This is a genomic window from Mycobacteroides chelonae, from assembly GCF_016767715.1.
Taxonomy (GTDB): domain Bacteria; phylum Actinomycetota; class Actinomycetes; order Mycobacteriales; family Mycobacteriaceae; genus Mycobacterium; species Mycobacterium gwanakae.
In genome coordinates this window covers 119,956-134,138 of record NZ_CP050145.1, presented here as the reverse complement: position 1 = coordinate 134,138, position 14,183 = coordinate 119,956, and the positions used below count along the sequence as shown (strand labels likewise).

Annotated in this window: 17 protein-coding genes; 9 read left to right on the top strand and 8 right to left on the bottom strand. The window is 63.4% G+C overall.

Annotation, left to right across the window (positions count from 1 at the left end; genetic code table 11):
* The first annotated feature begins 7 nt into the window (after nucleotides 1–7).
* The 5 genes from HBA99_RS00650 (at nucleotide 8) to HBA99_RS00630 (ending at nucleotide 4,404) form a co-directional block, all read left to right on the top strand.
* Nucleotides 8–769 (top strand): CPBP family intramembrane glutamic endopeptidase, encoded by a 762-nt coding sequence (locus HBA99_RS00650; RefSeq protein WP_044104928.1) that lies wholly within the window; start codon nucleotides 8–10, stop codon nucleotides 767–769.
* Between the two features lie 326 nt (nucleotides 770–1,095).
* Entirely contained in the window at nucleotides 1,096–2,037 is a 942-nt protein-coding gene (locus tag HBA99_RS00645) for an LCP family protein (RefSeq protein WP_030096158.1), read from the top strand.
* A gap of 18 nt (nucleotides 2,038–2,055) precedes the next feature.
* Nucleotides 2,056–2,613: a ferritin gene (locus HBA99_RS00640; protein ID WP_030096159.1), complete on the top strand. Its 558-nt coding sequence runs from the start codon at nucleotides 2,056–2,058 to the stop codon at nucleotides 2,611–2,613.
* A gap of 172 nt (nucleotides 2,614–2,785) precedes the next feature.
* On the top strand, nucleotides 2,786–3,331 hold the full coding sequence (locus HBA99_RS00635; RefSeq protein ID WP_030096160.1) for a ferritin: 546 nt from the start codon (nucleotides 2,786–2,788) through the stop codon (nucleotides 3,329–3,331).
* Between the two features lie 179 nt (nucleotides 3,332–3,510).
* The gene (locus HBA99_RS00630) at nucleotides 3,511–4,404 is read left to right on the top strand and encodes an SAM-dependent methyltransferase (RefSeq protein ID WP_030096161.1); all 894 of its coding nucleotides are present in this window, start codon (nucleotides 3,511–3,513) and stop codon (nucleotides 4,402–4,404) included.
* A 9-nt stretch (nucleotides 4,405–4,413) separates the two neighbouring features.
* Here HBA99_RS00630 and HBA99_RS00625 read toward each other — a convergent pair whose 3' ends face one another.
* The 5 genes from HBA99_RS00625 to msrA form a co-directional block, all read right to left on the bottom strand.
* Nucleotides 4,414–5,469: a GGDEF domain-containing protein gene (locus tag HBA99_RS00625; protein WP_070952371.1), complete on the bottom strand. Its 1,056-nt coding sequence runs from the start codon at nucleotides 5,467–5,469 to the stop codon at nucleotides 4,414–4,416.
* A gap of 75 nt (nucleotides 5,470–5,544) precedes the next feature.
* Entirely contained in the window at nucleotides 5,545–6,414 is an 870-nt protein-coding gene (locus tag HBA99_RS00620) for a glycerophosphodiester phosphodiesterase (RefSeq protein WP_096498345.1), read from the bottom strand.
* Nucleotides 6,389–7,453, bottom strand: a complete 1,065-nt coding sequence (locus HBA99_RS00615) for a DUF4328 domain-containing protein (protein WP_234798062.1) — start codon at nucleotides 7,451–7,453, stop codon at nucleotides 6,389–6,391. The genes HBA99_RS00620 and HBA99_RS00615 overlap by 26 nt, the downstream gene beginning before the upstream one ends.
* A 180-nt stretch (nucleotides 7,454–7,633) precedes the next feature.
* Nucleotides 7,634–7,960: a rhodanese-like domain-containing protein gene (locus HBA99_RS00610; RefSeq protein WP_030096165.1), complete on the bottom strand. Its 327-nt coding sequence runs from the start codon at nucleotides 7,958–7,960 to the stop codon at nucleotides 7,634–7,636.
* Between the two features lie 244 nt (nucleotides 7,961–8,204).
* Nucleotides 8,205–8,960, bottom strand: a complete 756-nt coding sequence (msrA, locus tag HBA99_RS00605) for a peptide-methionine (S)-S-oxide reductase MsrA (protein WP_081343009.1) — start codon at nucleotides 8,958–8,960, stop codon at nucleotides 8,205–8,207.
* Nucleotides 8,961–9,135: 175 nt separating this feature from the next.
* Between msrA and HBA99_RS00600 the strand changes: the two genes are divergently transcribed.
* From HBA99_RS00600 to HBA99_RS00590, 3 genes are all read left to right on the top strand, one after another.
* Nucleotides 9,136–9,291, top strand: a complete 156-nt coding sequence (locus tag HBA99_RS00600; RefSeq protein WP_101312434.1) for a hypothetical protein — start codon at nucleotides 9,136–9,138, stop codon at nucleotides 9,289–9,291.
* 197 nt (nucleotides 9,292–9,488) lie between these two features.
* Nucleotides 9,489–10,112 carry a superoxide dismutase gene (locus HBA99_RS00595; protein ID WP_030096167.1) on the top strand — a complete coding sequence of 208 codons (624 nt, stop codon included), beginning with the start codon at nucleotides 9,489–9,491 and terminating at the stop codon, nucleotides 10,110–10,112.
* 167 nt (nucleotides 10,113–10,279) lie between these two features.
* A complete protein-coding gene (locus HBA99_RS00590; protein WP_030096168.1) occupies nucleotides 10,280–10,813 on the top strand; it encodes a hypothetical protein in 534 nt (177 codons plus the stop codon).
* 333 nt (nucleotides 10,814–11,146) lie between these two features.
* Here HBA99_RS00590 and HBA99_RS00585 read toward each other — a convergent pair whose 3' ends face one another.
* Nucleotides 11,147–11,380 (bottom strand): hypothetical protein, encoded by a 234-nt coding sequence (locus tag HBA99_RS00585; protein ID WP_199252993.1) that lies wholly within the window; start codon nucleotides 11,378–11,380, stop codon nucleotides 11,147–11,149.
* A gap of 685 nt (nucleotides 11,381–12,065) precedes the next feature.
* Here HBA99_RS00585 and HBA99_RS00580 point away from each other — a divergent pair.
* Complete coding sequence (locus HBA99_RS00580) at nucleotides 12,066–12,464, top strand: secretion protein EspR (RefSeq protein WP_030096169.1); 399 nt, start codon at nucleotides 12,066–12,068, stop codon at nucleotides 12,462–12,464.
* A 105-nt stretch (nucleotides 12,465–12,569) separates the two neighbouring features.
* Here HBA99_RS00580 and HBA99_RS00575 read toward each other — a convergent pair whose 3' ends face one another.
* Together HBA99_RS00575 and HBA99_RS00570 are read right to left on the bottom strand one after the other, a co-directional pair.
* Nucleotides 12,570–13,685: a hypothetical protein gene (locus HBA99_RS00575; protein WP_070951718.1), complete on the bottom strand. Its 1,116-nt coding sequence runs from the start codon at nucleotides 13,683–13,685 to the stop codon at nucleotides 12,570–12,572.
* On the bottom strand, nucleotides 13,682–14,173 hold the full coding sequence (locus HBA99_RS00570; RefSeq protein WP_030096171.1) for a M48 family metalloprotease: 492 nt from the start codon (nucleotides 14,171–14,173) through the stop codon (nucleotides 13,682–13,684). The genes HBA99_RS00575 and HBA99_RS00570 overlap by 4 nt, the downstream gene beginning before the upstream one ends.
* Nucleotides 14,174–14,183 lie beyond the last annotated feature (10 nt).

Genomic DNA, 14,183 nt, shown 5'->3' with positions numbered 1-14,183 from the left:
AGCCACAATGAGCGCCGTGGCCGAATCGGACATGTCAGCGCGCACAATCCGCATCGAGATGGGGATTGTGCTCGCCATCAGCTTTGGGATGAGCGCGGTGAGCGCCCTTCTGCAGTTCACATCTGCCGTCATCGCGGGACTTTCCGGCCAGACCGTCGCCCTGAATCCCCGTCGCGCCGAGCTGAGCCTGATCGACCTCGGATTGAATCTCGTATCGATCACCCGGTTGATCGCGTGGGGCGCACTCGCGGTGTATCTGCTGTGGCGCAGCGGATTCGGTCCGTCATCGATCGGCCTCGCTCGCTGGCGCTCGCGTACCGATGGCCTGGGGGCGCTCGGCTTGGCGGCGCTCATCGGACTTCCGGGCCTGGCGTTGTACGTCGGCGCGCGCTGGATGAGCTTGAGCGTTCAGGTCATTCCCGCCTCGCTCGACGACACCTGGTGGCGCATACCGGTGCTGGTGCTGTCCGCCTTCGCAAATGGCTGGGCCGAGGAAGTGGTGGTCGTGGCCTATCTGCAGACCCGATTGCGGCAGCTGGGCTACCGAACAGCGACCGCCATCGCGTTCTCGGCACTGCTGCGAGGTTGCTACCACCTGTATCAAGGCGTCTCGGCCGGTATCGGAAATCTGGTGATGGGTCTGGTCTTCGGATACGTCTGGCAGCGGACCGGACGACTATGGCCGCTGGTTGTCGCCCACGGCGTGATCGACACCGTGGCCTTCGTCGGGTTCGCGTTGCTCCGGGATCACCTGAGCTGGCTCCATTAGCCTCATCTCATGGGATGCGCACGATGACCGAGCCCACCATCCCCTTCCGTGGGCGGCGCCCCCATCGACGGGACGGGCGGGAGGACAGCGAGGTCATCCGGCGGTATCCGCAACAGCCGCCGCCTCCACCGGCCCGCACCCCACCGCGTCGACAGGGACCACCGCCGCCGCGCCGGGAACACTCTCCACCGCCGCGTCCGACCTCACGTGATGTGCGACCCCGGCGGCCGGCACCGCCTGCCAAACCGCCGCCGCCCCCACCGCCGTCCCGGCCGCGCCGCACCAGACGGTGGGGCACCTGGATACGGCGCACTCTCCTTCTCGCAGTGACTCTTGTTCTCGTCGGGTTCTGCACCATCGTCGGCACGGCGTTCTGGATCGACGGGCGGTTGCACCGCGTGGACGCGCTCACCGACTATCCGGAACGCCCGCTGCCCGGCAGCGGGACAAATTGGCTTCTAGTCGGCTCCGACAGCCGTCAAGCCCTCAGCCCCGAACAGGAGGCGGAGCTCTCTACCGGCGGCGACACCGGTGATGGCCGCACCGACACCATCCTCGTGGTGCACATACCGGCCTTTTACGACGGTGGGCCCGCCACCATGGTGTCCCTCCCCCGGGATTCGTACGTTCCCATTCCCGGATACGGAAGCGACAAGATCAACGCCGCCTTCACGCTGGGCGGAGCGGCCCTGCTCACCCAAACCGTCGAACAGGCCACCGGCCTGCGCATGGACCACTACGCGGAAATCGGATTCGGTGGATTCGCCTCGGTGGTCGATGCCGTCGGCGGCGTCTCGATGTGTCTCGACGAGCCGATCGACGACGCCCTAGCGGGAGTCAACCTGGCCGCCGAGTGTCAGATACTCAACGGGCCCAACGCACTTGGATATGTGCGCAGTAGAGCCACCCCTCGTGCAGACCTGGACCGCATGACGCATCAGCGAATTTTCATGGCCGCGCTTTTTCACCGCGTGAGCAGTCCGGCGGTGTGGGCCAACCCATTCCGGTGGTATCCACTCGCCACGTCCACCGCCGATGCCATCACCGTCGCTCAGGGCGATCACAGCTGGAATCTGGCTCAACTGGGCCTGGCCCTAACCGGCTCTACCCAAAACCTGACCATGCCCATCGGCTCGTTCTCCTCAAACTGGGCGGGGGACGTCGTCACCTGGGATGAGGATGCCTCAGCACGGCTCTTCGAGGCCTTGCGCACCGGTCAGCCGGTACCCGCAGACCTCTTGCCCGACCCGGCCACACCGACCCCTTGACGCACTAGGCTTTTCGGTGTGGCTACCACCGACCTCCATGCGCGCGCATCTTCACCGTTCCTCGAACTGTTGCGGGACCAAATCGGCAACGAGTTCACGGCCTCCCAGCAGTACATCGCGATCGCGGTCTACTACGACGATGCCGATCTGCCGCAGCTTGCCAAGCGCTTCTATGCGCAAGCGGTCGAAGAGCGCAATCACGCGATGATGATCATCCGCTATCTGATCGACAAGAACGTGGACGTCTCGATCCCCGGTGTTGATGGCGTCGTGAACGAATTCGCCGATGCGCGCGCACCCATCGCCTTGGCCCTCGAACAGGAGAAGCGCGTCACCGACCAGATCACCGCGCTCGCCCGCGCGGCCCGTACGTCGGGCGACTATTACGGCGAGCAGTTCATGCAGTGGTTCCTCAAGGAACAGGTAGAGGAGGTCGCCGCCATGGACACGCTGTTGACGGTTGTCGATCGTGCCGACCACGACCTGTTCGATCTGGAGAATTTCGTGGCGCGCGAGCTCAACCGGCCCATCGGGCAGGACCCCACCGCTCCCCCTGCCGCCGGGGGCGCACTCTAAATCAATTTTGTGCACGACGATTTCCAATTGTTGTTGCACAGAAATTAACTTTGGCTAAGTTAAGAATCCGCCAATTACCTTGCGTAAAATTCGAAAATTACTTAGGTGAAGGTAACCTCATTAAGGCTGACCTTGGCTGACAAGGCCTCTGACCTGGTCTATTGTCGATTTCATGTCCGCGAACGACACCCCCAAGACTAAATTCAACGCGCTTCTCCACGACCAGATTGGCCACGAGTTCACCGCGTCGCAGCAATACATCGCTATTGCCGCGTATTTCGATGACGCCGATCTTCCGCAGCTCGCCGCACATTTCTACAAGCAGGCGGTAGAAGAGCGCAATCACGCCATGATGATCGTGCGGTACCTGATCGACCGGCGCGTTTCCGTGGAGATCCCGCCCGTGGGCGCGGTCACGAACGGATTCACCGCGCCGCGTGAACCGCTGGCGCTGGCGTTGGCTCAGGAGCAGACCGTCACCGAGCAGGTCACCGAGCTGGCCCGCACCGCCCGGGACGAAGGCGACTACATCGGCGAGCAGTTCATGCAGTGGTTCCTCAAGGAACAGGTCGAAGAGGTCGCCCTCATGGACACGCTGCTCACCGTGGCCGAGCGTGCGGGAGACAACTACTTCGACCTGGAGGAGTTCGTCGCACGCGAGATCTCGGTCGAATCAAGCGATCCCACCGCACCCCCGGCCGCGGGTGGCTCGCTGTAGTCAACCTGACGCGCCGCTGACTGCTCTCCCTCGCGCTCGACCACGGTCGAGAACGGGGGAGAGTTTGTTTTCGCACCCATCACGCCCGTTCTCTCACTCCACGTCGGCTAATCTTGATTGGCAGATCCTGATTTGCCACCTCAAAGGACGACGCTACGGAAAGGGGGGCGGCGTACCGGATGTCCCGCGGCAGACAGATTCAATTGACGCTCACTGCTTCTCGCGCCATAGAGTCACTTCGAGCCAACCCATTGTTTGTCGACACATTGGCCCAACACCTGGTACTGGCATCGGGTGACCCCTACGCGTTAGCACTCCTCGACCATCAACCAGCGGATTCTCCCGTTGCTGCCGATCCGACTAGCGACCACAAATCGTTCATCGCACATTGCCGGTCACTGATGACGCGGCACTACGACGACTCCCTGCTGGCTGCAACACATTCCGGCGCCCGCCAGGTGGTGCTGCTAGCGGGTGGCCTAGACACCCGCGCCTATCGGCTGGACTGGCCTGATGGCACCACGGTTTTCGAGGTCGACTATCCGGAGCTACTCGGCTTCAAACAAGAGGTGCTCGCCGAGATTGGTGCGCAACCGCGCGCCGAACGCCGACAGGTCGGAACGTTCCTCAGCGGGCCGTGGCAGCCCGACCTGACCGCAGCCGGGTTTGACCCCGATCTGCCCACCGCGTGGCTGGCCGAGGCACTCGTCTCACATCTGCCAGGCCCCAGCCATGACGCACTCTTTGAGCGCGTCATCGAGATGTCGGCCCTCGGGAGCACCATCGCCACCGACACCGACGGCGCAGCACCCTCCGGCCAGCCGTGGGCCGACGTTCGCGATGCGTTGACTCCCGACACATTCCAGGTGCAGGAACTCACGCTGGCGAACGACGGGCGGACCCGTTCCGGTGAGTGGCTGTCGGGGCATGGCTGGCTTGCAGCCACGACCACCGGGCACGAACTCGCGCAGCGCTACGCCAAGGCCTTGAGCGCTGAGCCGGCACCGTATGCCCAGGAATTCGCGGAACGCCGGTTTCTCACCGCGACGCTGCCATCGACATACCTGTCGTAGCGCCGAGAACTAAGACGCCGCACTGAGATTCGAATCTCGAGCGCGCTTGACGCGATAAAGCATGTCATCTGCGGTTCTGCGCAGAGACTCGAAATCAAAGCCAGCATCGCCCGTCGATCGCCAGGCTGATCCAACGCTGACGGTGGCACCGTGCGGTCCGATACCGGCTCGCAGTGTGCTGACCCGCTCGATAAACGCGACTGCTTCCTCGGCCCGATCATGAAGGGCCACGATCATGAACTCATCGCCGCCCACCCGGGCCGTGATATCGCTGGCCCGGGCCGTAGTGGTGAGCACCTGAGCGACAGCCTTGATGGCTTCATCGCCGGCCTCGTGCCCCAGCGTGTCGTTTATTTCCTTGAGACGATCCACGTCCACCAGGACGACAGCGACGATTCGCGGGGCGCGCTGCCCGAACAACAGTGAGTTCAACGCCAGTTGCACGCCGCGACGGTTCAACAATCCGGTAAGCGGATCCTGGTGTGCCGCAATGGAGACAGCCGTCAGCGATCTCCTTCCGCCCTCGATCACCGCCTGGATGATGAGGGGCAACAACACCACGGAGGAGATGACGGGTGCGTGGTAGACGTACTGCTCGAAAAGTGTGGCCTCGCCGAGATGGACATTCCACACCGTGATGACACAAATCGCCGCAGTCGCAAAGACACAGTGGGCGGCCAGCACCCGCCAACCAAGCAAGAACGCTGCGAAGACACCTACCAGGCCCATGTGTGAAATCGCGCCCAGGCGGGACGCGGGCGCCGAGAGCATGCACGCACCGATGACCAGTGAGATATCCGCCCAACACACGAAGGCGATCGCCGTGCGGCGTTTAGGCCAGGGCAGCACGATCCAGCACATCCCGACGACCAGAGAAGAAGCCACCAATACGCCGTGAATGACCCTGGGCAACACACCGTGCGGCCCCATCGGATGGAGCTGAATGAGTACCCCAAAGACCACGATCGACATGCACAGCAATCCGATGGCGATCTTGAGAGGAACCAGGTTACGGCTGACTCGCAACGCGCGCGTAGCGAGTCTGTACTCCTCCCCGTATGTCAGCGACGTGTCACCAGCCACAAACGTGATTATGGGCCTGACCCGTGTAGCAAATGGGGGTTAATGACAGAAATTCAACTACAGCGCGGTACCGGTGAGCCCTCGCTGCAACCATGCTTTGGTGCGGCCGGGATGGTTGGTGGCTATCCAGGCGACACCTATGCTCCGGCAGAATTCGACGTCTTCGTAATGGTCGACGGTCCAGCAGTAGGTGGCTCGCCCCTGCGCCGCAGCCCGGTCGACCAGTTCCGGGTGCTCGCGCAAGGTGGCGATGGATGGCCCCACCGCGGTGGCTCCCACGGTGGTCGCGGCACTGCCTCCCAGATATCGCGACGTCTCGCCCAGGAGCACGGTCGGCAGCATGGGCGCCGCGCGACGGATACGCCATACCGCCGCGGCAGAGAACGACATAACGACTGCCCGCGACATATCCGCTGACGCCGGTGCGGCGATGCCGAACCGGTGCAACAACGCCAGCACCTTGTTTTCCACCAACGATCCATAGCGGACCGGATGTTTGGTTTCGATGAATAGTTTCACCGGGCGGTTCCAGTCGAGCACCAGCGAGACCAGCTCCTCGAGGGTCAGCAGCCCGGTGCTCGGTCCGGCCTCCGCTCCGCCGGGGTGCCATCCTCCGAAGTCCAACGCGCGCAGCTGGCTCAGTGTCATCTCACTGACCAATCCGGTCCCGTTGGACGTGCGATCCACCCTGCGGTCGTGGACGCAGACCAGTTGTCCGTCGCGAGTGAGGCGAACATCGCATTCCACACCGTCAGCGCCCTCTTCGAGGGCGAGCTCGTATGCGGCAAGAGTGTGCTCGGGCCGATCCGCCGACGCACCCCGGTGCGCGACGACGAACGGGTGACGCTCGGCCCTGCCGTCTATCTCGTCGGCTCCTTGCACGAGCTGAGGGTCCTCCCCATCACCAGGCTCCGGCGACTCGGTCACGCTCCAATGCTGCCGGTTCCTGCCCCGTCCGTTCAACCGCAGCGCCGGAATTGTCCTCGCGTGTCGCCGGCACATCGGGTTGATCGGCGTCGATCGGCACTGGCCCTTGCGGCGACTCCACCGCCAGCCAGCGCACCGCCCGGTGATGCCCTTCTGGCGCGGTGAAGCCGTCGTACACACGCCGAAGGGACCAGACCGCTACCGCTGCGATCGCGTAGTCGATCGCGGTGAACAGCGCGTTGTCCGCCACTCCCTGCACAGTGACCGAGTCACGGGCCACCCAGGTCACCAGCACCAGCAGCCAGGTCAGGCCCCACAGAACCGACCACCACACGATGTTTCGGTATTGCCGGTACCAGCGGTTCTCTATCTTGGCGAGCTCCAGCAGCAGCAGGGGTACGCCGACGATGTTCACGATCGGCAGCAGACACCCCACGCGGATCTCCCAGCGCGCCCGCGGATCCTCAAATCCCAGGTCACGGTAGGTTTCGGCCCGACGCGCGATCATCCACTCGGTGAGGAACCACGCGGTCGCCACCATCACCGCGAAGGCGAGCGCCACGCTGAAGAGCACTAGCCCGTTCGACGTGCTGGCGACGAACCTGGGAATCAGTGCTCCGCGGTTGTAAACCATCAACGCATATCGAAGAAAATGTGCACACGAAACGATTGCCAGGGTGATGATTGTGGCCAGCAGGAGCCTTTCGAGCACCCGGCTGGGGACACGACCCCCGGCTATCCCTTGGCGTGAGGATCCCGCCGGTTCGATGTGGTCGACCAGACCCCAGCGCGGGATGTACGCGTAGCGCGGCGTCGGCCCGAGCGGACGGCGGCGACGGGTGGCGGTCGGGGGCGAGCCAGGGCGCACGGCAATCCATCGATATCCCGCGGGCAGCCGTGTCGGACGCGCCGGCGGACGGCCGGCGGGTGTTGCCACGGGCCCCTGCGCGGCGGGCGGAACCCAGTACTTGCCACCCGATGGCTGCGCAACAGCGGGCGGACGCGAAACCGGCGCGGCATGGCGCGCCGGTGCGGTCATGCCCGGCTCAAGTAGCGTGCCCCGACACCGCGGGCACCAGTATCGACGCTGCTCACGCACGTTCCACTGGGTACCGCAGCGGGAGCACACCTGGATCATTCGTCCAGCGTAACGGCCTGAGAGGGCAATCGGCAGCGAGTAGTACACAGACACCAACCCACGAGGTTGGTCGCCAGGCGCTCAGCTGATTGTGGGTTTACCTGCCTGTACCCAGGCCAACATTCCGCCAGAGACGTTGCTGACATCGAATCCGTTGCGGTTCAGATAGGCGGCTGCGCGCTGAGAGCGCCCACCCGCATGGCAGATCACCCACAGCGGAGCGTCCGGATCCAGCTCGTCCATCCGAGAGGGCACATCGCCGAGCGGTATATGTTGCGCGCCGTCGATATGCCCCGCCGCCCACTCGTCGTCCTCACGGACGTCAAGCAACTTGACACCAAGATCCAGCGCGGCCGAGATCTCGTCGATTCCGACCTGTGGAACCTCATCACCCGAGGGGAAGCTCATCGTCCATTCCTGTCGCTCGATCGGTATGACACCTGCCGCGCCTGCAACTTTTCGCAGTGTGACGCACGCCACAGCAATGTCGGCTTATCCACAGTATCCACAGGTTGATCCACAAACCACATGCTGCTCATTTGCATTTGCGCTGGCCAGGACTTTGTAGCGGCGCTCAGCAGGGCTGGTGACGGGGAACCGTAGCACCGCCTGTGCATAGTTAGCGAATTCATGGTCGCTGCCGTGGGATAGCTCACGCCTGCGCGGGACCGCCGGGCGGTACGTCCAGTCCGATGGGGCAGGACACCGATGTCCCACCTAGGCCGCAGTATCCGTTCGGGTTCTTCGCCAGGTACTGCTGGTGGTACTCCTCGGCATAGAAGAAGGTCCGGGAAGCGGCCCCCGAATCCCCCAGCGGGCCGTCCAACGGAGCAATCTCCGTGGTGACAGCGCCATACCCGGCCTCGGCAAGGGCGGCGCCGTACCGTGCGGCACTCGCGGCGGCCTGTGCCGCCTGGCTCTCACTGGTCGTGTAGACGACCGAGCGGTACTGCGTGCCGCGATCATTGCCTTGCCGCATGCCCTGGGTCGGGTCGTGACTCTCCCAGAACTGCACCAACAGCTGTTCGTAGGTCACCTGGCGGGGGTCGAACACCACCAGCACGACCTCGGAGTGACCGGTCTGTCCCGAGCACACCTCTTCGTAGGTCGGATTGGGCGTGTAACCCCCGGCGTAGCCGACGGCCGTCGAATAGACACCGGGCAGGCTCCAGAACCCACGCTCGGCACCCCAGAAACAGCCCTCCCCGAACACAGCGGTCTCCAGCCCCTCGGGAAAGGGCGGCACGATCGTGTGCCCGTTGACGAAATGGACACCGGACACCCGAATCGGGGTGGCACGCCCCGGCAGGGCCGCACCCTCTTCAACGATTGCCGCCTTCCCCGGTTTAAGCCCTTCCTCGAGCCGTCCCAGGATCTGATCGCGAACGTTATCTACCCAAGAAGCCATGGGTTCCATGCTACGCCGTGGCACCCAGCCAATTTGCTGGTCTAGCTGGGGTTTCCAGGTACACGCAGGGTGAATTTTCGCGCATCGCGATTTGGAGCTATGATGACCGTCACACGCGAGGTGATGTGACTCATCTCACCGCGAGGGTAGTTGCAATGTGAGCAGGAGGGCAGCGATGACGGCACAGTCGGCAGGACATGAGTCGATGTCCACTTCCGGCTGGCAGCTGACACCTCGCTGCTACAACACGTCCTATCGTGTCGCGGCATTCCGCGCGCTAGTCATCGCCGTCATCCTCGCGGCCGGCCTCGCGATTCTCATCCTGATCTAGCCGGGATATTCGACACCCGGTTTCATCCGACCAACATTGGGTAACCAATTGAGGATGCGTGCGTCCTTGCGACGCGTTGCGCAATAGAGCAGGGTTGAATCGGTAGGCCGGCGCATCCGGTGAAACCGGTTTGGCCGTGTCTTCTCATTGAATGGATCTGCACACACGCGGATACGAAGCAAGCCGAAAGGAATCTCGTGGCTGAGTACACACTGCCCGATTTGGACTACGACTACGGAGCGCTGGAGCCCCACATCTCGGGACAGATCAACGAGCTGCACCACAGTAAGCACCACGCGGCCTACGTCGCGGGTGTCAATTCCGCTGTCGCCAAGTTGGAAGAGGCTCGCGAGAAGGGCGACCACGCCGCGATCTTCCTCAACGAGAAGAACCTGGCCTTCCACCTCGGTGGCCACGTGAACCACTCCATCTGGTGGAAGAACCTGTCGCCCAACGGCGGCGATAAGCCCACCGGCGATCTGGCCGCCGCCATCGACGACCAGTTCGGCTCGTTCGACAAGTTCCAGGCACAGTTCACCGCCGCGGCCAACGGCCTGCAGGGCTCGGGCTGGGCCGTACTCGGTTACGACAGCCTGGGGCAGAAGCTGCTGACCTTCCAGCTGTACGACCAGCAGGCCAATGTCCCGCTGGGCATCATCCCGCTGCTTCAGGTCGACATGTGGGAGCACGCCTTCTACCTGCAGTACAAGAACGTCAAGGCGGACTACGTCAAGGCGTTCTGGAACGTGGTCAACTGGGCCGACGTGCAGGACCGCTACACCGCGGCAACTACGAAGACATCAGGTCTGATCTTCGGCTGATCTTGCTGTTTCGCTTGGGCCCCGGGTTTGTTACAGATCCGGGGCCCAAGTGTGTTTCCGGCGTGTCCGCTAGCGATTGCGGGCCGACTCCGCGCATGGTAACTCTGGAAAGAGCAGCGTCGCGCGATGTGGATTGTGATGTCAGAGTGATTGCGAGCGTGGCAGATATGGCAACCAGTTCCGATCAGCCGATCGAGATCGCGCCCTTCCATGCGGGCGGATCACTCAGAGGATTTGTGGTGTGCGGCCGCTGGCCGGATTCCACCAAGGAATGGATGCAGCTACTGATCGTGACCGTGCGCATCGCCACGCTGCCTGGATTACTTTCCACCACAACGATTTTTGGCGCTCGCGAAGACTTGCCCGACGATCCCGCGCCCGGCATGGTCGGACTGGTCATCGCCGAAGGAACGGTTCTCGGAGAGTCCGCCGTGACACCCGGGCGTTTTGCGGAACACCAGCCACCCGCGTTGCTGATGCTCCACCCACCGTCGGAAACCAACCCGACACTGCCCGAATGCCTTGGCGCGGCATCCGGTTGCCTTCTCCTCCCGGGATTGCCGCACCTGGGCCTGGAGCACCGCGCCGCCTGGGTCGAGGCCGAGTCGGATGGCACGGTGACATCGGTGGTGAGCCGAGTGGGCATCGACCCCATCAGCGACCCGGATACGGCCGTTTTGGCAATGCTGCTTGCGGCATAAGGGAATTGAGGAAATTCGGCTTCCTGGCAAGAGGTCACGAAACGGCCTTATACAACCGAAAGGCACGCGCCTGGTGGAGTTTTCCAAATCGGGCTGCGCCAGACGCCAGCGGATCGCCGAAGAACTGACGGCGTTTGACGGCATGCCCACGGCAGTCCCGAAGTGGTGTCCGGCCTTGAGTTGTGCGCCCCGCTGCTCGTGTTCAGCGGTGTCGTGACAGGGGGAGATATCCGACAGGAGTTCATGGCCTCTGCGTGGCCGCCAGCCGCGTTCACGGGGCCACGAGCTCTGAGCGCCCCGCCTTCCACACGTGTTCGGCGCTTACCGGCGCCGTTAATCGGCCGGGGTACGCGAGAACGGCGCAAACGACCATGCCGAACCAGCGACCACCCATGCGAGTTCTTTCCTCTTCCTGGCGACCATTTCCGTATTCCTTACAGACAGGCCCGGTGCCTCGACAGCGCGGGCCGCGGTCACCCCTACCAGCGACCATCGGTCCACCGGCGCGTGGTGCGGGTCTTCGGCGGGCAGGGTGTGCGCTAGCGCGGTCTTGATTACGCCGGGCACTTCGCCACGCCGGGCCGTTCCGCCAGGTCTGCTCGCGACGAACGGTGACGACAGCCGCCGAGAGTCCGATCCTGAGGGATCCGCGACAGCACCGAAGGGTTTCATCGCGGGGCAGTGACCGCCCCCCGGCACCCTAGGTTGCTGTGATCTTGCTCACAGTTCGCAGTCGCGGATTTACCGCTGGTCAGAGGGGACGCCCTGTTGACGACCACACTTGCGGTCGATGTTCCAGTATTTAAACGTTACGACTGCGCGGCGATTCACACCATAATCGCAAGCTGCCGTTATCGTCACGGGCATGACATCGGGCCAGGTCAGCGAGGCATGCGCCGAGAAAGCGCGGCGTCGGTGTCAGTAGCAACGAAGCAGGTTATACCGCCGGGCCCTGTGTCCGGCCGACTTAGGAAACGAATGCCGCTTCTCCACACAGCCCGCGGTGGAGTCCCCGAGTCGTCGCCCTGGGGATTTATCAATCCTTTGCCTGAGAACGAAGATTCCCAGATCGTCCCGAATATTGGACGCTGCACAGATGTGCCTGAGCTAGCAGGTTTGGATAACCGAACACTATGTCCACCGTGGGCGAACTTGATGGTTGCGCTTGGCTCCAGGCAAAATTAAGGTTACGATGGGCAGCAAATACGTCCCCCGAATTAGCAACTTTATCTGTTTGTGGAGGTAAGGCTCGATGAGCACCACGTTCACCGCACGTCTGAATCGGTTGTTCGACACCGTGTATCCGCCCGGACGCGGCCCCCACACCTCTGCCGAGGTGATCGCGGCCCTGCGTTCCGAGGGCATCACGATGTCCGCGCCGTACCTGTCGCAGCTGCGATCGGGTAACCGCACCAACCCTTCGTCGGCGACCATGAAGGCACTCGCGAACTTCTTCCGGATCAAGCCGGCGTACTTCACCGACGACGAGTACTACGAGAAGCTGGATCAGGAACTGACCTGGCTCGCCAACATGCGCGACGAGGGCGTCCGCCGGATTGCGGCCCGCACCGTGGGTCTGTCCGTCGAGGCGCAGGACCGCATCACGCAGGCCGTCGACGAATACCGTCGCAAAGAGGGTCTCGACAGCTAGTCCGCCGCTCGCCTGGCCGGTCCACTCGGGGAAGGACCGGTCAGTTTGGCGTTCACCGCTCATTCGAGCCGGCGGAGTACGCACAGGGGGACGGCGATGTACAACTTAAGAACGACGTTCGGCATGCACCAGTCTGCGGTACTCAGTGGCGATCGCGAGAATCCATTCGCGATCGGAGTATCCGTCAGGCTGGTGTAGCCATTCCGTGCCCGGGAAGTTTTCCTCCGGATCACCTTCGGTAAGAACCCATTTCACTACCGCATGTGCCTGCACTTCGGGCGGTACGTCGAGCTTGGCCGGGTCCACACCGAGCTCGATATCGCCGTCACTCTCCGCCTCTGGGTCAAGCCCCTGGGCGTGCATCGCTTCCAGGAAGAGTGCGTCGGAGATGTACGCCATGCGATCTGCGACCTGGAAGGCGAGCGGGCCACGGGGCCGCACTCCGATCGCCGCATCCGGCTGCCGCTTCTTCAGGTCCTTGTATAGCGGTGCCAGTACGAACATTTCGCGGCGAGCAACCAGCCAGGTCTCGAAGGTCGGCAACAGCGATCCCACCGCCACCATCGCCATCGCACATCCGATCAAAGTGGCCGCGGTCCCGATCGTCACGTACTCCGACTGGGCCACAGCCACGCCCGCGACCACCAAGACGGCCAATACCAGCAGGCTGATCCCGACGGTGAAAAGGAACAAGGCACGACCACGGCGGCTGCGATTCGAGTAGGCCATACCCGCCCACAAGACCACCGAGAGCGCCACGGCGATGTACAGCATCGGGATGAGCCAGGCTGTGCCAGAGGCGAATCCGCCAAGATCGTGCTTCAGAAACTCGCGCGGTGTCATCTCGGGCTGTGGCCCACGAGAGAAGAACACGGCGAGGCTGGCGCCGGCGATCACGGTTGCGGCCAGGTATTGCCAGCGCGCCCATCGCCTGTTGTCTGCCGCGGTGCGGTTCGCGGACATACTGGTGATCATCACGCAGCTGCCCGCCGCGCAGGCCGTCAGCGCGGCTTGGCTCACAGCCACCGAAATGTTTGGCCAGCCCACCGAGCTGTCCACAAGAATCGTCAGCGGCTCCCAGTTCAGTGCCGATACAAGTGCCAGGCTCCCCAACGCAACAATCATGCCGGTGCTCACCGGGGATTGTTTGTGGACGAGCACCCACCCGATGCGCAAACCCGTCGCCATCCCCAGCAGCCCGGCAATCACCCAGGCGATCACCCAAAGGCCTCCCCGAGCCTCACCTGAACAATGGATGCGCGATCAGATGGCAGTCGGCCAAGCCGGTACAGCAGCAGCGCCGCGAAGTCCTCGGCCTCTTGTTCGGCCTCCATCCCGGCCGCCCCCATGCAGCCGGTGCGCTGAGAAAGCATGTACGCGATGAGGTCATCGCTGGCGAATTCGGCTTCGTCCCTGGCCATTTCAACCACCGAGATGCCCTCGTGCCGCAACACCACATGTCCGAGTTCATGGGCCAGGGTCCGGTCCCAGGTGGGTAGGCCACGCTGGATGATGAAGATGTCTTCGTTCTCGTACTGGCGCCATTGACCGCATACCCCGGGCGGCAGATCAGCCGAGATGATCTCGATGGACCGGTCCCGATCACGACCAACGGCCTCGACGAGGGCCGTCAGTGTCACCTCACCCTTACGCGGGGCGAGGTCGAGCACAGCACTGACGGCATCGGTCACACGACGGCCTGCGCCCATGTGTGTCTCC